Annotated in this window: 13 protein-coding genes; 7 read left to right on the forward strand and 6 right to left on the reverse strand. The window is 44.8% G+C overall.

From position 1 onward, the window contains the following. Positions 1–239: 239 nt before the first annotated feature. From QUB24_RS20105 to QUB24_RS20120, 4 genes are all read right to left on the reverse strand, one after another. Complete coding sequence (locus tag QUB24_RS20105) at positions 240–1,301, reverse strand: pentapeptide repeat-containing protein (RefSeq protein ID WP_333154955.1); 1,062 nt, start codon at positions 1,299–1,301, stop codon at positions 240–242. A gap of 1,486 nt (positions 1,302–2,787) precedes the next feature. After that, on the reverse strand, positions 2,788–4,005 hold the full coding sequence (locus QUB24_RS20110) for a histidine kinase (RefSeq protein ID WP_333154956.1): 1,218 nt from the start codon (positions 4,003–4,005) through the stop codon (positions 2,788–2,790). A gap of 387 nt (positions 4,006–4,392) precedes the next feature. Next, complete coding sequence (locus tag QUB24_RS20115; RefSeq protein ID WP_333154958.1) at positions 4,393–4,875, reverse strand: BON domain-containing protein; 483 nt, start codon at positions 4,873–4,875, stop codon at positions 4,393–4,395. Between the two features lie 473 nt (positions 4,876–5,348). Next, positions 5,349–5,903, reverse strand: coding sequence for a hypothetical protein (locus QUB24_RS20120; RefSeq protein ID WP_333154959.1), 555 nt, complete (start codon positions 5,901–5,903; stop codon positions 5,349–5,351). Between the two features lie 69 nt (positions 5,904–5,972). On the opposite strand from QUB24_RS20120, the gene QUB24_RS20125 reads away from it, so the two are divergent. Both QUB24_RS20125 and QUB24_RS20130 read left to right on the forward strand, forming a co-directional pair. Then, entirely contained in the window at positions 5,973–7,373 is a 1,401-nt protein-coding gene (locus tag QUB24_RS20125; protein WP_333154960.1) for an S-layer homology domain-containing protein, read from the forward strand. Positions 7,374–8,014: 641 nt separating this feature from the next. Continuing rightward, positions 8,015–9,049, forward strand: a complete 1,035-nt coding sequence (locus QUB24_RS20130; RefSeq protein WP_333154961.1) for a histidine kinase — start codon at positions 8,015–8,017, stop codon at positions 9,047–9,049. Positions 9,050–9,354: 305 nt separating this feature from the next. Here QUB24_RS20130 and QUB24_RS20135 read toward each other — a convergent pair whose 3' ends face one another. Both QUB24_RS20135 and holA read right to left on the reverse strand, forming a co-directional pair. After that, positions 9,355–10,344 (reverse strand): hypothetical protein, encoded by a 990-nt coding sequence (locus QUB24_RS20135; RefSeq protein ID WP_333154962.1) that lies wholly within the window; start codon positions 10,342–10,344, stop codon positions 9,355–9,357. 229 nt (positions 10,345–10,573) lie between these two features. Next, the gene (gene holA, locus QUB24_RS20140; RefSeq protein WP_333154964.1) at positions 10,574–11,551 is read right to left on the reverse strand and encodes a DNA polymerase III subunit delta; all 978 of its coding nucleotides are present in this window, start codon (positions 11,549–11,551) and stop codon (positions 10,574–10,576) included. A gap of 173 nt (positions 11,552–11,724) precedes the next feature. Here holA and QUB24_RS20145 point away from each other — a divergent pair, with 173 nt between their 5' ends. The 5 genes from QUB24_RS20145 to QUB24_RS20165 all read left to right on the forward strand — a co-directional run bounded on the left by QUB24_RS20145 (position 11,725) and on the right by QUB24_RS20165 (position 20,905). Next, positions 11,725–12,465 (forward strand): DUF1868 domain-containing protein, encoded by a 741-nt coding sequence (locus QUB24_RS20145; protein ID WP_333155013.1) that lies wholly within the window; start codon positions 11,725–11,727, stop codon positions 12,463–12,465. 264 nt (positions 12,466–12,729) lie between these two features. Beyond that, complete coding sequence (cbiE, locus tag QUB24_RS20150) at positions 12,730–14,034, forward strand: precorrin-6y C5,15-methyltransferase (decarboxylating) subunit CbiE (RefSeq protein WP_333154965.1); 1,305 nt, start codon at positions 12,730–12,732, stop codon at positions 14,032–14,034. Between the two features lie 274 nt (positions 14,035–14,308). Then, on the forward strand, positions 14,309–15,007 hold the full coding sequence (locus QUB24_RS20155) for a hypothetical protein (RefSeq protein ID WP_333154967.1): 699 nt from the start codon (positions 14,309–14,311) through the stop codon (positions 15,005–15,007). 3 nt (positions 15,008–15,010) lie between these two features. Beyond that, positions 15,011–15,853: a DUF1822 family protein gene (locus tag QUB24_RS20160; RefSeq protein WP_333154968.1), complete on the forward strand. Its 843-nt coding sequence runs from the start codon at positions 15,011–15,013 to the stop codon at positions 15,851–15,853. Positions 15,854–16,147: 294 nt separating this feature from the next. Then, complete coding sequence (locus QUB24_RS20165) at positions 16,148–20,905, forward strand: CHAT domain-containing protein (protein ID WP_333154969.1); 4,758 nt, start codon at positions 16,148–16,150, stop codon at positions 20,903–20,905. The last annotated feature ends 9 nt before the right edge of the window (positions 20,906–20,914 follow it).

Consider the following 20,914-nt stretch of genomic DNA (forward strand, 5'->3'; position numbering starts at 1 on the left):
AGATGAAGATTAGGAGGATGGAGCCATAAGTCGTAAATTTGGGGGGTTTGGGATTGGGGCTGGCGATCGCGCGTCAACTTGGGGAACTGCACGGGGACAGAATTGCGGTTGAGAGTAGGGTTGATACCGCGAATCCGGTTGAAGAAGTTGGCGTTGGGGCTGAAGCTCGAAAAGTTTTGAGTTTTAAATTAAAGATTATTTAACTTAAAACTCAAAATTATTTTCCCTTAATGAACTTATCAATCCCGGCTGTGAGTAGCTCCATTCGGCAAAATCGCCCCGCCCAAAGCTGCTTCATTCAAATTATCAACATTCAAGCTCGCCCCAATCAAATTAGCCTCCGACAAATTAGTTCCTGTCAAATTCGCCCCTGTCAGAGAACTCAGCAGCAAACCCGCTCCCGACAAATTGGCGTGACTCAAATTCGCCCCCCGCAAATCCGCTTCCAGCAAGCTAGCACCTGCCAAATTCGCACCGCTCAAGTTAGCTCCCCGCAAAGAAGCTTTGTTCAAATTCGCAGCCCTCAAATCAGCATTGTGCAGAATCAAACCATTTAAATTAGCTTTACTCAAATTAGCTCCCTGCAAGTCGGCACCGCTCAAATTAGAGCCATTTAGATTGGCCGATTGCAAGTCAGCACCGCTCAAGTCAGCACCGCTCAAATTAGCAGCGCAAATAGAAGCCTCCCGCAGACTTGCTTCGCTCAAACAAGCCCCAACCAAATTGACGCCGCTGAGATTTCCGCGATTGAGATAAGCCCGCGTTAAAGTTGCTCCGCTCAGGTTCGCCCCGTTCAAATCTACCTCGCTGAGAATCGCTCTCGTCAGATTTGCTCTGCTTAAATCAACGCCGCTCATAATTGCTCGGCTCAGCGTCGCCCCGCTCAAATTAGCCTCAGTTAGTTTTGAGCCGCTTAGCAAACAAGCTCCTACTAAACTCGCTCCCGTCATTACAGCTTTGCTCAAGTCAGCCTGAGACAATATTGCTCCGCTGAGATTTGCTCCGCTAAAATCTGCGGCGATCGCCACAGTTCCAGTTAAACTAGAACTCCCCAGGTTAGCTTCAATTAATTTCGCCTTAGACAAATTAGCCCCGCTCAAGTCGGCGGCGTTTAAATTAGCTCCAATCAGTTTGCTTCTAATTAAGTTGGCACCTTTCAAATTAGCGTTGCTCAAATTTGTTCGACTGAGATTAGCTTCACTCAAATGAGCTGCAATGAGGTTAGTACCTCGAAAATCTCGTTCCCCGTTTCTATGTCTAATTAAAAGTTCATCGGCACTTAAAAGTTCAGTGAAATTCATAAAAAAATTGAGTGAGTTTCCTTAATTTCTCGATGTTCTATGTTGTGTGAAACTTTGTACTATCCTGTTGGCCAGTAAGTTTTTTCAACCAATACTGCCACATTAACAATTCTCAAAACTGATTGATTTCTACCATCACCCTGCTAACCTAGTTATAACTTACGAAAAGAAACCGGGTTATGGTAAAATCTGAGGTTTGCCAGCGCGGAAGGGATGAAGAAACCGAGTTTCTCGCCGCGTGTAAGCCCTGTAAGTCTTATTTGGCTAGTAATTAGTTGGCGGTTGATGTTAGGTGTTAATTGTTAGTTGTATTTATACTAACTGCTAATCACTAACTATTAACTGCTAACCATTTACCCAAATACCGAGAAGTTGTCGATCGCTCTTTTCAAGGTCGATCCAATATTGGGGGTATTGCTGGCGGCATCCGCGCCGCATTCTGACCGGAAAAATTGCTGGTACTGGCGATCGAATTTATGAGTGCAATCAAGAAACAAGATATCGGAGCTTCAACCCCAAAGGCCTTCTACATAAGTGCCTTCTATCTTCGATCGCCCATGAAAGCAGAGCCCGGTCAGCTCAGCTAGTTTCACCTCCCCCCACTGCGCTGCGCGCCAGTGAAATCCAACAGGAAGGCTGTTTCCCTCGGAGTGCTGAGCGAGTCGCAGGCAAAGCAAAAAATACGCTGCCCTGAGCCTGAGATTTCGCGAAAAAAGACGCCGCGAGCCATTGTGCTCCCGCGCTGCTGTGCTTGCTGTCAATCTTTACTCGATCCATGAGCGCTTGCGGTTCTAATTAACAGAACACCCGACACCAGACGCGCTCGGACATAAAAGCTGTTCCTGGGCTTCTCAAATGTTTCGCTGAGGCATTCCCAGAAAAACTGTATTCCTGTAGCAGGTCTTGCCAACGGCAATTCGGCTGCTACAGCCAACTAATGACCAGCCTAAGTCTTGCCCGAAGGCTCCGACAATTATTACTATTCTAATATTTGCCGACCACCGCAGGCCTTTCTGGGCGCGCGGGACGGGCTACTTCACCTGTATAAGTTGGTGAAATTACCCACCCCATAATTAAAGATAGTCGCTCTTTGACTAACTGGGCAATATCTGCTGTAATTTATGTCATCAAATTTGATAATACTGCGGGGTTGGCAATCGAGCTGTAGTGAGTGTTACAGAGTAAAAAAACACTGCCGATTTAGGGTATAAAAATTAAGGGAGCCGATCGATCCTCCGGCGCAAAGCCCAGCTCACGGATTGAGCCCCTAATCAAAATTAAACTTTTGACAGGGGGCGTTTTTAAGTTTCCAGAACAAAACAAAAGCCGGCTTTCAGAGAAAAAGCCGACTTTTGAGATAATTTTACCGACGAAGCGTCAAACCGCTAGCTCGCCGGTGTTGGTTGGATCACTTTCTACAATCCGAGTGCGCGAGGGCGACTACCCTGCAGGAAGTAGAAACAATACCCAAACAAAGTCTTAATTATTAAACCCGACGGTTGCCGGTAAGGCCCTGATTGGGATCGTAAATACCAGGCGTAGTATCAACCCCTGGAGTGCCAGGAGCGCCGTAATCAGCCCGAGCAGTATCGACGCTGGGATTATAGTCGTAGGTGTTCCAATGTTGAATACCTCCGCGGCTCAAAATGGTTTCAGCTTTAGCGACTTCTGCTTCGCTGCCGTCAACCAGTACCAAGTAATCTCCTCTCGCCACGCGATCGTTGTATGCTTTAGCTTCCTCTTCGGGAATTCCCATACCCACTAAAGCTCCGATCAAGCCGCCTGCTGCCGCACCCAAAGCCGTACCGGCTAGTGTAGTGGCGATCGCCGTAGCTGAGGCTCCTGCCAGCATAATCGGCCCGATTCCCGGAATTGCCACTAGACCCAGACCTACCAACAAGCCTGTCAAACCGCCCAAAGTACCACCTGTGAGTGCGCCCTTTGTGGCCCCTTCATCGGATTTGTTGTCCGCGCTGTCGTGCACGTCAATGCCTGCGATGTCGCCTTTAGACTCAGCATCCTTAGCGATGACCGAAACCCGATTCATGTCGAAACCGGCAGTTCTCAGTTCTCCCAGTGCGTGTTCCGTCTCGCGGCGGCTTGAAAATACTCCCACGGCGCGCTTGTGGCGACCCGAAGCTCTGCGGCCGGTGTCTGCAGGCACATCGTAAATGCCCCAATCCTGAATGCCCCGCACAGTCATAATTCCTTCGGCTGTGGCAAGTTCGGCATCTGTTCCTTCTACGAATACCAAATATTCTCCGCGCGAGACGCGATCGTTATAAACTTTAGCTTTGGCTTCGGGAACTCCCAAGCCGACCAAACCGCCGACCAAACCGCCTGCTGCTGCGCCAATCGCGCCTCCAATTACAGTATCTGCCAGCAGAGTTGCGATCGCGCCCCCCGCCATCACCGGGCCAACTCCCGGAATCGCCAGCGCTCCAATGCTTCCGAGTAAACCAATCAAACCGCCCGTCACGACTCCCGCTGTCGCCCCTGCTTTGGCGCCGCCGCCCACTTTGTCGTCGGTACCCTTACCAGTACCAGTGCTAGCGCCAGCAATTTCGTTGCGATCGAGATTTTCGCCAACTACCGAAACTTTATTCATCGGAAACCCGGTACTTTGCAGCTCCATCAGGGCTAGTTCCGTATCTCGGTAATTAGAAAATGCTCCTACAGCTCGCTTGTGTTGACCTAAAGCCATTTTTTTTCTCCTGAAAAATATACTACTTTTACACAACCACAGAATTTATGCTCTGCCATCAATCACATTTAGTCATTTTTTCCCAACAATTTTCATCGGTCGCTGGGAATAACTTCCCGCTCTATCTTCAGGTTGGTTTCCAACTAATTCTCCGGGATGGGAAATCGGAAATTGGGAAGGGGAAGTTGCAGGTATTGCGCGAGTTTTGAATGGGTGAATTTACAATTAAATTTAAACTCTTTCACTTAAAACCCCCATCTCTCTAGAGAGTCACCTAAGCCTTGTAATCTGCTCCGCAAGCAATCTTACAATGCCAAACTTTACCCTCTTCCCTCAGACTTCTATCCTAGATAACTACATCTTTCCCTCAGACTTATTCCGGCTAATTTATTGATTGCTGCTAGGCGATGCGGGTGCAGCAGGGGCGACAACAGCCGTAACATTCACATCTTTGACACCCTTGATCTCTTTCGCTAGGGGCTCAATTTTAGCTAAATCAGTTTGATTGGGAACTGTGCCACCTACGGTTACAAGCCCATCTTTTGCGTCAACAGTTAGCGCACCTTGAGTGATGTTTACTTCTAACTTGGAGCGCACTTCACTTTGGATGTCGCCATCGGCTCTTATGGCATCACCGCCCGTCACATTGTTGCGCTGTTCTCTGGCCCTGATATCCGAATTTGCTTGTGCTCTGCGAATCTCGCTAGTTGCGTCACCCTGAGTTTTTTGAACATTCTCGGCTGGGGGCGGGCTAGTGGTATTTTCTGTGGTAGAATTAGGAGCATCAGGGCTAGTTTTAGCCCCCTCGCTGCAAGCAGCAGCTCCAAATAATAGGATGCCGCTGAGGAGAATTGGTGTTAGTTTGTTCATAATATGTTGATACCCTCCGGGTAAGCTTTCGATGAGCCTGACTTCCCTGACTTCGTTGAGCCAGATGGGAGCCAGATGGATCAAGACAGCATCTTTATTTGTGCTTTCTGCGATTTAAAAATCCTTATATCAAATATATAAACTTGAGCAAGTATCTACATCGCTCCACGGGTGTAAAATTTATCTATGCCGTTAGATAGAGTACAAAAAAAAAATAAGGTCTTAAGTCACATTTAACTTAATGAGTTCTGACCGCATTATTCCTCAGAAACTCGGTTGATGCCGAAATTTTTCGTTGCTCAAGCCAATATTTTCCTAGGAACCAAGTTTAAAAGCGTAAGTTTTATTAATAAATTCGAGCGCCACTCCCAACAAATTTTTCCCTCGCACCTCGAATTTGGGACTTCTTGCCTCAACATCCATCCATTAAATCCGTTAAATCCCATACACTGCTTGTTGCCGAACCTCCTGCTTCAAAACAAACGAAAAGAGTCGAGAAATTTTTGAGCATTTTCTGGTTCTGGGGTAGTGGCAACCAGCCCGTAAACGCGCGTTTCCACCAAAAAAACTTGGCCCACACCTATCGGTTCAGTGGGGGAAAGCGGCTGAAACTCAAACTCTTTTCCCGGATAGCCTCCGAGGGAAATATCCCGCACTTGCAACAATTTAGCATTCGCTCCCACTACAAATAAATCAACGGCATTATTTAAAGTTATTCTGATATTATTGATATTATTGTTCGTCCGACGAAAATCTAGGTCAAAGTATTGAAGCAAATAAGTTTCTTTGTTTTTTAAGTTCGATCGGTATGTATGAGCAATAATTTGATTAGAAAAAATTTCGGAATTAATTTTGGGATTGGCCGGCATATCGATCGCAAACTGACCCATCGCTGAGCAAAATGGCTGCCACTCTGGCGTCTGAATGGCTGTCCGCAGCGGGGCTGGTTGAGATGCAGCGGGACGGGCAAATTTGAGAGGCGAGACAAGTAATGTAGCAGTAACTAGAAGTAAATACAGAAAATTCATTTGGTTAAGAAATATATTTGCCCGATCGATCTGCGCTAGCCTAGAAATATATCCGCAAAGGGGGGATTTATGCTGAATATTATATTTACTCAACGGCGAGGCAACTCTCAAGGACGCTCTAAAATCACTAAAACCAATAAAACCAATATACTCGCTGCTGTAAATACTTGGCTGGCTGTGTGTCTGCTGGCTGCTGTCACAGGTTGTGCAAACAGCCCCAACAGCAAGGCACTCGAAGAATCTTTAGCCGCCGATCCGAAATTAAAACAAAATCCAGTGGTTTTCTCTTCCCCGCCACCAGCGACAGCAATTGAGACAAACTCTACCGCCAAACTTCCTCCCGATTTCCCGACAGAGATTCCACTATATCCTAATGCTGAGTTAATCGAAGTTGGTGAGCAAACCGATCCGTCGCCAAAAAATGTGCGGCTGCGCTGGGAGAGCACTGATCCGGTTAATTCGGTTCAGAACTTTTACTCTACAGAGTTTGGGCGTGGCAACTGGGAAATAGTTAGCCGCCCAACCGCCGAGGGACAAGGTTCTTTAGTAGCAACCCGAGATAATTTGCGGGTAACAGTGTCGCTTTCTCCAACTCAGAAAGTAGGGGGTTCTACAGAATTTGCGATCGACTACAGCAAAGAAAGCCCAGAAATTGCCGCCAGTCCCCAACCTAATAATTCCGAGTCTAGCGCATCTCCAACCGCTTCACCAACTCCCTCTAATTCAGAGGGAACTACTCCAACACCATCCGCCTCACCCAAATCAGCAAACGTTAGCCAACTAGACACCCAAATTCCTCAACAGTTGCGGCAGTTTGTGGCAGATTTAAGTCAGTTGGAAGTGCTGAAAGTGCGAACTACAGAAAGCGCTAATTTAGAAACTGCCAGCAGTTTACCCAAACCCAACAAAATTGTCACTCGCCGCGAATACGCCCGCTGGTTAGTAGCAGCTAACAATCAGATTTATGCTAGCCGTCAAGCCAAACAAATTAGATTAGCAGTAGACTCTAGCGAACCAGCCTTTTCTGACGTACCCAAAACAGACCCGGATTTTTCAGCAATTCAAGGTTTAGCAGAAGCCGGTGTAATTCCGAGTTCGCTTTCTGGAGAAACTAAAGATGTGAAATTTCGCCCGGATGCACCTTTAACTCGCGAAACAATGATTCTCTGGAAAGTGCCTTTAGATAGTCGTCAAGTTTTGCCGACAGCTAACATTGACGGGGTGAAAGAAAAGTGGGGTTTTCAAGATGCTTCTAAGATTGATTCCCAGGCGTCGCGGGCAGTTTTAGCTGATTTTAACAATGGAGATTTGGCGAATATTCGCCGGGTTTTTGGTTTTACTACTCTGTTTCAGCCGAAGAAATCAGTCACTCGTGCCGAAGCTGCTGCTAGTTTGTGGTATTTTGGCGTTCAAGATCAGGGATTGTCTGCTAAAGATGCCCTGGAAGCAAAGTCTTCACCTGCTGAGTAGAGTTGTTTGGGGTTGTTAAAAGTTTTGGACACAGCGTCTACTTACCAATACCCAAGAAACCGGGTTTTTTCTCTGTAACCAAACCCGGTTTCTGCGTCCAAGACTGACGAAATTTTACCAAGTTTCCACATCGGCGTGCGATCGGCCCCCACAAAAATTGCAGCTTGAGTTTCTAGGATTTCTGTGAATATGGCTGACCCAGAAACCGAATTTTATCTACGAAAATGCCCAATACAACGCGAGGCATATCCGCTGAAAAACCTTGTTTCTTTAATTTCTATGGGCGAGTCATCGTAAAAAATTATTCCATAAATTATACATCGGCTTTTCTGTCCTTGTGGCCTACCCTAGGGGATAGATTTTTTTTTAATCTTAATTTCTGTATCCTGGCATACAACCGCTGCATTTGGCGGGCAAATTTTCTACATATTTTAACTAATATCGTTTCCGGTTGTATCGGAATGATTTAACCGCAGAGGGCGCAGAGAACGCAGAGGGAGAGAATACAGAGATGAATACAGGACGATGCTACCGGATTTGATATAACACTTTCTTCAAAACTCTCAGTAGGATTCCGGATGGCTTAGCGGCCTTAACGATAAATGAAAAACAGTGTTTGAGCTCTTGGAGAGCATTTTTTAATGTACGATATTACCTTATTTACCCCGCAAGACATGGCGAAATGCAGCTTAGTCCTGCGCCAGTTCGGTAGAAATACTGCTAGTATGGAAGCCAGCAGCCAGAAGATTGTTAACTATATTTACCGACATTTTTGCAATTCGCAAACTGGAGAAAATACCTGTGCCTTAGTGCGTTTGTTCAAAACTCATCCCTACGGGGAATTAGAAGACTCATTGCAACAATCTGCGCGCCGCTTGATGAAGGGCAATTCCCCCGCCGCCGACATGAAATGTTGGACTCTGCTAGCAGCAGCAGGCACAGAACCGCAGTGGAATTCTCGGCACACCGCAGCAGAAAATACAGCTATTCCATTAGTTAGCACAAAATTAGTGGCTAAAATGCCGGCGATTTCGGAAATAATCCGGCAGTTTGGTTTAGACATTCCTACATTCCTCGGAATTGAGCGAGAAAGGTTCCTGCAATTAGAACCCGCAGTATTAAATATTTTTCACGTATCAGAGGCAAAAGGCAGCCCCTTTATTCCTGAGCAAAATTCTTTAATTATTCCCTACCACGTCAAGTCTGTCTTGGGATTTGGGGGACTTCTGCCGTCAGGAAGTGTGTTTGCGGTAGTGATGTTCCTAAAAGTTAAAATTCCCCAAAGCACGGCTGAAATGTTTAAAGATTTGGCACTTAGTGTCAAAACCGCATTATCCATGCCCGAAAAAAAAAGTGTTTTTGACTATTCAGAAACTTCTAAAATTTTTGTTACTAATAACAATCTTGCCGAAACCCAATTACTTGAATATCAAGTGGCTAATCTGATTCGATTGCTGGACTTTTCAGAACAAGAAATGCTCAGACAAGCCGCTCGGTTTCAAGAGACAATTGACAATTTACAGCGCGAACTTGCCGAGTACAAAAATAAGGAAGAAGCTTTCAAAGTAAGCCAAAATTCATTTACAGGCATCCTCAATATTCCCAAAGATGCTATTGTGCGCGTAGATAAAAATCAAGGAATTCAGCGTTTTAATCAAGGGGAAGAACAAATTTAAACCAAGCTCTGTGTTTAGGAATGAGAATTAAATAACTTCCACTCTTGAAAGTGGGATGGGCGGGACGCCCATCCCACAATAACAATTAAAATTGTAAGTTATTTAATTCGCGATCCTTAGCAACCAGGCTGACGGGGTTGTCACCCCGTCAGAGCAATAGGTAAAGTTAAATGAAATTTTAATAAAATTGAAAAAAGTCAAAAGGTAAGAAAGCTTTGAGTAAAAAAAGATTTTTTACTTTTGGCTTTTGACTTTTGACTTTTAGCACATCGAGTATTCAACTCAAAACTCAAAACTTAAAACTCTTAAGGCGCTGCTGCCGCCCTGCGGTTGGCAACAATCAGATTAGCCTGATACTCTGCCGCTTTTTGCTGAGCCTTTTGATAGTTCGGGCTGGTTGACGGTACGGCTCTCATGAGCTTAACCGCTTGCTGCCACTCGCTTGCTACTGCTATCCACTCATTTTGAGACTGAGCCGTCTGGGCCGAAATTGCTGCTTTCTGAGCTGTGTTAACGGCTGCCCTCCAAGAGTCAGGCTTAGGCGCGGCGGCTTTTGGTGCAGGAGAAGCTGGAGCTGGGCTTGCTGGCGCAGCAGCAGTGGGAGCGGGTTTTGGTGCAGGGGAGGCTGCCTGTGGGATGCCCGGAGATGCGGCGGTCGAGGATGCACCGGCTTTAGAAGGGGGAGATGAGGGTTGGGGGGAGGGGGAAGCAGCTTCGGGCGCTATCGGTTCTGGGTTCGAGTCGCCGAAGGGGAAAGTTTTAGTAAAGAAAAGCCCTGCGATCGCCACCAGAGGTACTAAGATACCCACAGGTATTACCCATTTGGGAAATTGTTTTTTCGGAGGCGGGGCTTGATCTTCGTATTCGTCTTCGTCTTCCTCGTCGTCATCTCGATCGAATTCTCCTTCTTGATAATAGTCTTCGGCTTCGGGCTCGACATCATCTAAACCTACAGACTCGTCAGGCATTCCACTATCCAAGGGGTAAGGCATTGAACCCGCAGGCATCAGATCAATTTCATCTTCCCACGCAGGCTCACCGTCACCTGTTCGACGCCCGTAAACCTTTACAGTGTGAATTGATTCGAGTCCCAGCTTCGTCATGCCGGTGCGGATGAAATCGACCAATACCATTTGATCCGGTACTTTGTCTGCCTCCAGAATTATGTGGAGGCAGCCGTTGTCCCGCGTCACATCGGCGTTGATGCCTTTGGGTTTGAGTGTACGGTTGATGCTAGATGCGATCGCTTTTGGATCGCCGTGCTTGAGCAGTTCCCGCGGGTTCTGTTGTGTCATGGGTAGCGCTCTTTTTTTGGGGGGGGTGGAGAGCCGGCAAATAATATTAACCGATCGGCGTTCGGCGGACAATATTTATTTACCACATTAACTTCTACTTTGGCATTCTGAGAGTATTTCTAGTATCTATTGACCTTTTGGCCCCCGATCGGGCATCAAGCACATAGCCACTATCGAAATTTGTTGTAAAAATTTACAGTAAGGGGCCACTCCTGTGCCCTGTCGCGCATCAGCGAAACAAGCTAGAAAGTTCTATAACTTTGGTTTGCAGGGTTGAGTTTTCTTCCCGCCCCCGCTTTAAAGAAGCTTCTAAGTCTAGCAGCAAAGGCAAACTTTTTTGCAGTTTTTCTAAGCTGGCGTTCTTGACTTCTTGACGAAAATAGTATACTCGTTTCGGATTGCCAAGATCGAGAGCTTGAGCAATTTTATCATCGCGATCGCCCGCTTGAATCATCGCCTTGACCCACAGCCAAATCCGAAACTTACCAGTCAAGCCAGCCACAATCCTCAAACCAGGCTCGCTGCGGGCAGTTAAGCCTGCCAATAAATCCAAAGCGGCGGAGGTATTGCCCTCGCGAATCGCATCGGCTAGCTGGAAGGTATTCTGGGCGTGACAGTGTACCAGTGCCGCAACTTCTTCCGGGTTCAGAGGTTGGCTGCGGTTGCCCGCAAACAGCAGCAATTTTTCGAGTTCGCTGTATAGCTGGCGGGTATCGCTGCCGATGGATTCGGCCAAAAGTTCGATCGCTGTGGCGGTCAATTTTACGTTCATTTCGCCCGCGACTTGGCGCACCCGCTGGGCTAATTCTTTGTCATTCCAAGGCGGAATCGGTGAAAATTCCCGCACTTGGGCGGACTGGGAAATTAACTTGGTAGATTTGAGCCGGCTGTCGGGTTTTTTGACGGATGTCAGCAGCAGCACGGTGGTAGGGGGAATCACCGGCAGCGTCCGTTCAAATTGGGCCAACAGTTCTGGAGAGCACTGCTGCGTTACAGTCGTATTTGCCAGCCAGACAAAACGGCTGCCGGTACCGAAGGGCGGCGTTAAGGCTCGATCGAGCCCTTCGACCACAGCTCCGGCGGAATCGGCAATAATTTTGTCATAGTTAAAACTAGCCCAGTTGGGGTCGAGGACTGTTTGGCGCAAACTTGTCACAGCCTGCGACATCGCAAAGTCGTCTTCCCCCCAAAACAGGTAAATTTGCATAAACGCTCACTAGCCCAAAAAATCAGAGTTGCAGGCGAGGCTTGTCCAACATATCCTGAATTGAGCTGTTGGAAGCCCGCGCCATAATATAAAATTTGGTGTGGGAGTTTGTCACCGCGAGGAAATCAAGATTGGATGATACTTATCAAGCTTACGTAAATCGGGTGGCGCGAATGACGCTGCTGGACTCCTACAAGTCCCAGGTGGAACACATTCAGGAATCTCCAAAATTTAAGCCCGACGAAACTGGCCGGAGAGATCCTGTACCTTTTCCAGGTTATTCGGTGATTACGCCCCCTGCGGGGGAAGATGCAGAAAATGCTGCATTTTATAGTAATTTGCACTCGAGCCAACAACGGCTATTGCAGGAAATAGCGGAGGGTTCGCTCGTGGCACTGCCTCCTGATACCTTCCATTTAACCGTAGCCGATTTGATCTGGAGCAGCGCTTTTCGAGATGCCTCTGATAAAAATCCCGAATTTGAGGAGCAACTGCGCTCGCGCATGGCCGATCGTTTTGCCGCCTGCAAACCCTTGGCGGGCGGCGCTCCCATTCGCTGGATAGTGCTGGGGTTGATGGTGATGACTAGAGCTGTGGGTGTTTGTTTAGCACCGACGGACGAAAACTCTTACAAGCAAATTCTGGAGTTTCGCCGATCGATCTATCAAAATCCCGATTTAATGGCTTTGGGAATCGAACAGCAATATCATTTTACGGCCCACATTACTCTGGCTTATTTTGGGGACACCGGGCCGAACCTTGACCGCGAGCGCTTGTGCGCTTTGCTGTCAGAGTTAAACGAGCAATGGTTGGACACGCCGCAAGAACTGTCCGTAAACCGAGTGGAACTACGGAAGTTTGAGGACATGGCTACCTACATCCGGCAACCCGACTGGCCTGTTTTTGAGTTTTAACGAAGGAAGAGAGAAGAAGGAAGAGGGAAGACGGAAGAGGAAAGAAGGAAGAGGATCGATGTGAAGATTTTTTCCATCTCCCACTCTCCCCATCTCCCACTCTCCCACTCTCTCGCCCCCTCTCCCCCTCTCCCCTGTGACAAGAGTCAGGATATTGGCTATTAAATGCTTTAATTATTTTTGTTTGACAGTAAAGTCAAGGAAAAAATTTATGAAAAACCAGGAAAAATCAGTAATTCTGGTTTTTTACTTTTTGCTTAAAAAGTGACAGTACACGTTGTTGGTATAGGTTTAGATGGAGCTGCTGGGCTGAGTGAATCGGCGCGGCAGGTTGTAGAAATGGCCGCTCTGTTAATAGGGAGCGATCGACATTTGAGCTATTTTCCCCAGCACGAGGGAGAGCGCTGGGCGTTGGAAGATTTGACCGAAGCAATTCTGGAAATTAGGCGCTGGTGGGCGACTGAACCCGAATTAAAACCCTCTGCAGGGACGGTGGAGTCCCGCGATCGACCGATCGTAATTTTAGTGGCGGGAGACCCGCTGTTCTACGGCTGGGGAAAGTTGTTAATTTCCCAATTGCCGGCAGAAAAATTGACTTTTCACCCCCACGTCAGTTCTGTGCAGTTGGCCTTTAATCGCTTGCAAATCCCTTGGCAAGACGCTCATTTTGTTGGCTCTCAAGGACGTTATTTTGAGGAACTGACGGCAAAACTCAAACTCGGTGTCGAGAAAATTGCGGTGCTCGCGGATGAAACTCATACTCCGGCTGCCCTGGCAAATTTCGTGAAAGCTCTAGATTTGCCGACACGCTACGAGTTTTGGGTTTGCGAAAATTTGGGTTCTGCTGACGAGCGCGTGGGCTTGCGTTCTCTGTCAGCTTTGCTGCGAGAGTCTTTTGCACCGCTGAGCGTGGTTGTGATGCTGCGGGAGTCCCCGCCGAGGGCAGAACCTTTGGATTTGGAAAAGTTGCCTTTGTTGGGAATACCGGATGCAGCTTTTATCGGTTGTGGCGATAAGCCGGGTTTGACGGTTGAACGAGAAGTGCGGGTGTTGGTGCTGGGACAATTGGCTTTGCAACCGGGACAAGTTGTCTGGGATGTGGGTGCTGGTAACGGTTCTGTGTCGATCGAGATTGCTCGTTTATTCCCGCAGTCTGAGGTGTACGCGATCGAACAAACGGTGGCTGGTACTTCTGCGATCGAGTTCAACTACGGCCGTTTTGGGCTGCAAAATGTGTTCTCGATTCACGGAACCGCCCCGGAAATCTTGCACCGCTTGCGTCCTCCGCACCGGATTTTTATTGGCGGTAGTGGCGGAGGGTTGACTAAAATTTTGGGCGTTTGCGCGCTGCGGCTGCTTCCTGGAGGCTCGATCGTGTTGGCAATGGAAGCTTTTGAGGATATTGCTACTGTTTTGAGCTGGATGGGCGATCGGGTGCGCCGCGAACCGCACTGGAGTTACCGAATTGTGCAAGTGCAGTTATCGCGTTCTGTGGCTGGGGGTAATTCAACTCGTTTTGATGCGTTGCGGCCGGTTTCGATTGTGACGATCGATCGACAATTGAATTAATCTGAAATCTGTCATATCAAATCCGCGCTTCATCGTCTGGCATAAAATCGAGTCAACATCCAACACTCAACCATCATTCAGTTTTTCGATTAACAGTTAACAGTTAACAGTCAACAGTTAACAGTCAACAGTCAACAGTCATGAGGAGTGCAACCGGAATTGATATAACTCTAACTTTCGGGTGCACGCAGAACACAGAGCATCCTCTGGTTAGCGGAGAATCTCCAAGCGGTGCAACAATGAGTTTAGAACTCAAATAATTAATTTAACACCCATGGATCAACTGCTGCGCCAACTAATTGAGGAGGTATGCGAGTATCCCCAAAACAGCTCCCAAAGGCGCAAAGCGATGAACCGATTGCTCGCCGAACTACAGCAACTTCCCGGACTACTGCGATCTGCACATCCCGATTATTTAGACGCCTTAAATAAAACCTGGGTATGGGTGAACAAAAGCATTTGCTCGAACTTCAAGCTTAGCGATCCGAATATGTCAAGACGACTGCGACAATGGATAAATAGTTACCTAGAGTGGCGCATTAAGGATTTGAATTTACCTTCTCAACCGCCCACCTACAGTTTAGATGCCCTCATAGGAGGCTCAGATACTGAAACCGCGTTGCTGGATTTGCTTTCAGAAACAAGTTTTTATACTCCTACCCGCAGTGGTTTGGATGGCTACATAGCACTTTTAGAGCAAGAAAATTATCAGAATATTATTCAACAGCTAGAACAATACGTCCAAGAAGACCCCGATGGGAAATTTCGCTCCTGTCATCCTAAAAATCATCCAGAGTGTAACTGTCAAGTTCTCACATTAAAGGTGCTGTTTAAAACCACCCCTGACAAGTTTACTGCGATCGCCAAAGAATTTAACATCAACTATCAAACTCTAAAATCACACTGGGAAAGGAACTGTCGCCCCTTGCTCCAAGCGATCGCATTAGAGCTAGGATACACAAGAGAGGATTAAATTATGCAAAGCACAAACCCAACGCTATTGACAGTTCCACTAGGTACTGATGCTCACCGCACCGCTCGACAATTTGCTGCCGAGACTCTGCAACTCGCTCCTGAATTGACAAAGCATGAGGCTGCCAAACGAGTTTATGTGAATACTTTAGCAGTTTATGTTGTCTATAGTTACCTTAAATGGCAAGCTTACGAACCCGATTTAATTCAAGGCGATAGTTGGCATCCAGTCGTCCGTGCCCAGTGGGATATTGCTGATTTGGTGTTACCAGGGATTGGTAAATTAGAATGCCGCCCGGTTTGGTTTGGAGAAAGTGCGATCGTAGTTCCACCAGCAGCCAGAGAAGACAGAATCGGCTATGTAATAGTTGAATTTGGCGAAAAATTAGACTCAGGAAAACTGCTAGGATTTACCCCATCACTGGATAATTCTGCATTGCCAAGCCAGATCCAGATTGCCCAACTCCAAAACTTAGATGCTCTGATCGATCATCTCTATCGTCTGGAATTAGGAAATCAGTTTTTGAGAAGTGACGATCCAGTAGCCATAGAAGTGCGACAACTATTAGAAACACAAAATTTTTCCGAAATTACAGCTCAATTAGAGCGCATTTACCGAACTACTAAACCCATTAAATGGCGGTATGCAGGAGCAGATGTATTAGTCGCTAGTATTCCTATTAATCCTCATCATCAAATACTTGAGTATTCTCCTGAACAACAGGCTTTGAGTGGAGAAATTGGTCGCGAACAAAAAGTTATTTCCGCAGATTTCCACCTCCAACAGTTAGCCCAAAAAATGCTAAATAAATTAGCAGGAATTTGGGATGTTGAAACAAAATCTTAAATATTTTTCAAAAAACTGAGAACATCCCCATTTTGTAAAAAGCGTTTTTTAGGAATGCGAGTATCATGCTCACTTGTCTATATATTTGTAGCGATACAGATACTTGCACTCCTGTGGTATCAAATCCCTACCCTCGGAATTAATCTTACCCACAGCTTTCGACACGGCGCAGTGCCCCGTGTCCCTAAAATTAATCCGGGTAGGGAAACGGCACTGCCGTCTCCTCTATATCATGTCTGAGTGCAACCGAAATTGATATAAAACCAAAAATGATATTAACCCAAAAAAGGTAACATGAAAGAACAGCTAAACTCTGATTATCGTCACCTCATTGAAATGCTACGTACCTGTCCCGATGGTGAAGAACGAGATATTTTGGATGACTATTCACACCTCATTAATGAAGGTTTATTAGAGGTGATGGAGGAGGTAGCAGAGGAATTATTAGTTGAGGAAAATGAAGAGGGATATGAGTGGCTGCGGAGTGCGGTGGCGAAGATAAAAGACTTAATTCAAATTAGGTCGGAATTAGCTAATTCTGAAGAGTTATTAAATTTTTTCCTAGAAGTTTTGGCAGCAATCGAAGCAAGTGAAGGAGATGCAGAAGTTGTGTATCCTATTTTAGAGAAAAATTTAGATAAATTAGATGATAATTTTGATTGGTTTTTGCGAAGTTGGGCAACTGATGTTTTAATGAAATTAGAGTCTGAAGAAGCTTACGATATAGCCACTGTAATTGGCACTTTTAGTAGTCTTATTCAAGAATTTACTCTGGGCGATTGTGTAAACAATATTGAAATTGCGATCGCGGGATATCAACAAGTAGCGACGGCGCTCAATCGGGAAGATTACCAGGATGATTGGTTGATTGCTCAAAACCATTTGGGGTTTGCTTATCAAATTCGCCTTGCTGGGAACCGTAGCAGGAATTTAGAAAGGGCAATAGAGTGTTATGAATTAGCTTTACAATGTTGTAATGATACCGATGAACCGGAATTATGGAGTTTAATTCAACATCGCTTAGGTTTAGTTTATTTTGACAGAGTTGAAGGTGATTTAGAAGAAAATCTGGAGAGGGCTATCGCTGCTTTTAAATTAGCATTAAAAGTGTGCAATTGTCAAGAGTCTCCCTTAAAATGGGCGGAAATTCAGCATGATTTAGGTTTGGCTTATCTCCACCGTGTTAAGGGAGATGAATCTGAAAATATAGAACTAGGAATTAAATATTATCATGCTGCTTTGGCTGTTTATCCAAAAGAGGATAATCCTACAGATTGGGCAAGAATTCAAAATAATTTGGGTTTAGCTTATTATCATCGTATTCAAGGGGAAAAATTAGATAACATTGAAAGGGCGATCGCCGCTTTTAAAAATGCCTTACAAGTCCGTACTTATACTGATTTTCCCCTACATTGGGCAGAAACTCAAGAGAGCTTAGGTAATGCTTATATTACAATTGAAGAGAATCGAGACGACAATTTCCAAAAAGAAATTGAGTGTTATCAAGCAGCTTTAACTGTTTATAGTGCTGAAGATTTCCCCGAACAATCGAGTACGATTCAATTTTGTATGGGAGATGCTTACCGTCAAAAAATAGAAAATCGTGCTGATAATCTTGAGAAAGCGATTGAGTGTTATCAAACTGCTCTACAAATTTGTAAGAAAGAAGAGTTTCCTGAATTATGGGCGTTTATTCATAATGATTTAGGGGCGACATATCTCAGCAGATTCAAGGGAAGTCAAGAACAGAATATAGAATTAGGTAGGAGTTTGATAGAGGCTACTTTACAAGTTTATAATCGTGAGGACTATCCCGACAATTGGGCGAACACTCAAAATAATTTAGGATTTTCCTATTATCTTTCTACAACCGGGAAGTATTCCGATAACTTGGAACGGGCAATTGCATATTATGAATTAGGATTACAAGTGTATAATTCTGAGACTTTTACAGAAGTGTGGGGACTGATACAACTTAACTTAGCAGTTGCTTATTTAGAGAGACTAAAAGGAGACCTTTCCGAAAATATTGAAGCTTCAATTGCTGCTTCTCAAAATGCCTTAACTATTTACGATCCAGAGACTTCTTTAGAAAATTGGTTGAAAATTCAGAATAATTTAGGGTATGGCTATCAAAATAGAGTTAAAGGAGAGCAACTTGATAACCTTGAGAAAGCTCTCAGCTATTATAAAATTGCTTTAGATGCTTGCTGTTCTACTCAATTTCCTGAAATTTGGGGTTTGCTCAAAAATAACTTAGGAACTTTTTATTTAAGAAATGCTCAAGGAAATCAAGTTGAAAATGTAGAAGAAGCTATTGTACTTTATCTGACCTGTGTTGAATCTTATCAAAAAGCATTTAATCGTAAACAATGGTCGATGAGTCAAAATAATGTAGGGATTGCTTACCTCAATCGCAAATATGGTAGCCGTCTAGAAAATATAGAATTAGCAATCGAAGCTTTTAATAATGCCTTGCAAGTTCGTAATTATGAAACTTATCCCGAACAGTGGGCGGAAACACAACAGCATTTAGGAGTTGCTCATAGTGAACGAATTTATGGCGATTCCTTACAAAATTTAGAAAATGCTATCAAATGTTATGAAAATGCTTTACTAATATATACTCGTTCAGATTTCCCTGAACAGTGGGCAATGCTTCAAAATAATATTGGTAGTGCTTATAGCGAACGTCTGCTAGGAGATGAGGATACTAACTTAGAAATAGCTATTAATTACTATCAAATGGCTTTGCCAGTAAATACCCGTCAAATTTCCCCTGAAAATTGGGCAATGATCCAAAATAATTTAGGAAATGCCTATAGGAGGCGCACTATTGAAAAGGAAGTTGAAAATTTAGAAATGGCTATTTTTTACTATAAGTCAGCTTTGGAAGTTTATACTCGGAAAGATTTTCCTGAAGATTGGGCTATGGTGCAATTAAACTTAGGTAATGCTTATAGCGATCGCACTCAAGGAAGTATTGACGAAAACCTAAAACTGGCGCGGGACTATTACCAAGCTGCTTTAGAAGTTTATACTCTCAAAGATTTTCCTGAAAATTGGGCAACTGTACAAAATAATTTAGGTTATCTCTACCACAATTTAGAGCAGTTTACCGAAGCAATGCAATACTTGAAATTAGCATTAAAAGTCAGAACTCCTCAAGCTTTCCCCCAGCATTGTCTGATTTCGGGACAAATTTTAGGTCAAATTGCCTTCAAATTAGGACTATGGATAGAAGCTATTGAAGGGTATTGTCTTGCTATTGAAGCATTAGAACAATTGCGAGTTTGGGCTAATACCGATCGACGCCGCCAAGAAATTTTAGGAGAAGATATATATCTTTATGAACATATTGTACAAGCATTAGTTAATACGAAAAATTTTCCACAAGCTTTTGAATATGTAGAACGTTCCCGTTCTCGTCGCTTAGTAGATTTAATTGCCAGTAATGACCTTTACTCTCATGGAGATATACCTTCAGAAATAGAAGAATATTTAGCAGAATTTGAAGGAATTCAACGACAGATAGATTGCGAACGTTACGGTTTAAAGAAATCAAGTAAAAAGCAGAAGTTAATTGCAGTTAGAGCTAACGATCTAATTGATATGGATTGTACACGCAATCGAGCAGCTTTAGAAGCCATTAGTGAAAATATCCAAGGTTTAGAAAGTGAAAAGCAACAAATTTGGGAACAACTAAGACGTTTAGATCCGGTTTTAGCGGGCGAAATTCAAGTCAGTCCCCCTAATTTAACCGCGATCCAAGAACTCATCGATCGCCCTACTACAGCTATACTTAATTTTTACACTACTGATGAAGATACATATGTATTTGTTTTGCGACAAGCCGAACTAAATTTGTACAAAATAACCAGAAAACGAGGCAAAAACTTACAACAATGGATTCATGAAGGTTGGCTAAAACCCTACTTGGAGGCTGGGGATTCAAGTAAATCAGCCCAAGAGCAATTACAATGTAAAGCTAAGTGGAGAAATCGAATTCCGCAGTTTTTAGCGAAACTTTCCCGCCGTTTGCAAATCGATAACCTGATTAGTCAGTACCTTAATAATATCGAGGAACTGATTATTGTTCCTCACCTTTGCCTACACCAAATTCCTTTTGCTGCTTTACCCTTAGAAAATGGTCAATATTTAGGAGATAAATTTCTTATTCGTTACAGTCCTAGTTGTCAAGTTTTAGAATTTTGCCACAAACGTCCACCTGTCAACGATCGACTAATGTATGGTATTGTGGAAGATGCAACGGAAGATTTACCCTGTGCAAGTTTTGAGGGTGAACAAATTGCCAAACTGTATAATATTCACAATGAACAACACTTACGAGGACGTAGCCAAGCAACGGTCAGCAACTATCGGCAACTGTCTCAACAAGTCGAGGGAATTATCTCTAGCCATCATGCTCAATCTCGCCTTGATAATCCGTTAGAATCCAGACTGGAATTGGCAGATGGTAGCATTACTTTGGGGCAGTTAATGACACCGGGCTGGCGGCTTCCTCATCTAGTTGATGTGTTTTTATCCTGTTGTGAAACTGGGTTAGGAACTACGGAAATTACTGATGATATTTTGACATTATCGACGGGATTTTTATGTGCGGGTGCTCGGAGTGTGGTGAGCACGCTGTGGGCTGTAGATGATTTAGCAACAGCCTTATTTTCAATTTTTTATCACAAACTTCGGCAGCAAGGAAGTAGCCGCCCAAAAGCCTTGCAGCAAGCACAAATAAATTTGCGATCGCTCTCTGGATCAGAATTTGTCGCTTGCTATTCTCGCCAACTTGCTGATTTATTAGAACGCAAATTTGAAGAGGCGGAGGGCGATCGCCAGTTTGCAGAAAACCAGCGTAATTCCTATCCAGAAGGTTCCCCCGACTACCTACAATGGCTACAAGAGGAAGAAAAGCGGGCCGAAACAGCAACACGCAATTACAAAACTTTGGAACGACTGGAAATAATTAGTTGCTTAGATTTCCCTTTTGCTGACCCTTTTTATTGGGCCGCTTTCACTTGTTCCGGTTTACGGTAAACTTCAGCC

The sequence above is a fragment of the Microcoleus sp. B9-D4 genome (assembly GCF_036705105.1).
In the GTDB taxonomy this organism is placed as follows: domain Bacteria; phylum Cyanobacteriota; class Cyanobacteriia; order Cyanobacteriales; family Microcoleaceae; genus Microcoleus.

Excerpts from the sequence above, each read along its gene's own strand:
- QUB24_RS20105 (WP_333154955.1), bottom strand. The coding sequence starts at position 1,301 with ATGAATTTCACTGAACTTTTAAGTGCCGATGAACTTTTAATTAGACAT.
- QUB24_RS20110 (WP_333154956.1), bottom strand. The coding sequence starts at position 4,005 with ATGGCTTTAGGTCAACACAAGCGAGCTGTAGGAGCATTTTCTAATTAC.
- QUB24_RS20115 (WP_333154958.1), bottom strand. The coding sequence starts at position 4,875 with ATGAACAAACTAACACCAATTCTCCTCAGCGGCATCCTATTATTTGGA.
- QUB24_RS20120 (WP_333154959.1), bottom strand. The coding sequence starts at position 5,903 with ATGAATTTTCTGTATTTACTTCTAGTTACTGCTACATTACTTGTCTCG.
- QUB24_RS20125 (WP_333154960.1), top strand. The coding sequence starts at position 5,973 with ATGCTGAATATTATATTTACTCAACGGCGAGGCAACTCTCAAGGACGC.
- QUB24_RS20130 (WP_333154961.1), top strand. The coding sequence starts at position 8,015 with ATGTACGATATTACCTTATTTACCCCGCAAGACATGGCGAAATGCAGC.
- QUB24_RS20135 (WP_333154962.1), bottom strand. The coding sequence starts at position 10,344 with ATGACACAACAGAACCCGCGGGAACTGCTCAAGCACGGCGATCCAAAA.
- holA (WP_333154964.1), bottom strand. The coding sequence starts at position 11,551 with ATGCAAATTTACCTGTTTTGGGGGGAAGACGACTTTGCGATGTCGCAG.
- QUB24_RS20145 (WP_333155013.1), top strand. The coding sequence starts at position 11,725 with ATGACGCTGCTGGACTCCTACAAGTCCCAGGTGGAACACATTCAGGAA.
- QUB24_RS20155 (WP_333154967.1), top strand. The coding sequence starts at position 14,309 with ATGGATCAACTGCTGCGCCAACTAATTGAGGAGGTATGCGAGTATCCC.
- QUB24_RS20160 (WP_333154968.1), top strand. The coding sequence starts at position 15,011 with ATGCAAAGCACAAACCCAACGCTATTGACAGTTCCACTAGGTACTGAT.
- QUB24_RS20165 (WP_333154969.1), top strand. The coding sequence starts at position 16,148 with ATGAAAGAACAGCTAAACTCTGATTATCGTCACCTCATTGAAATGCTA.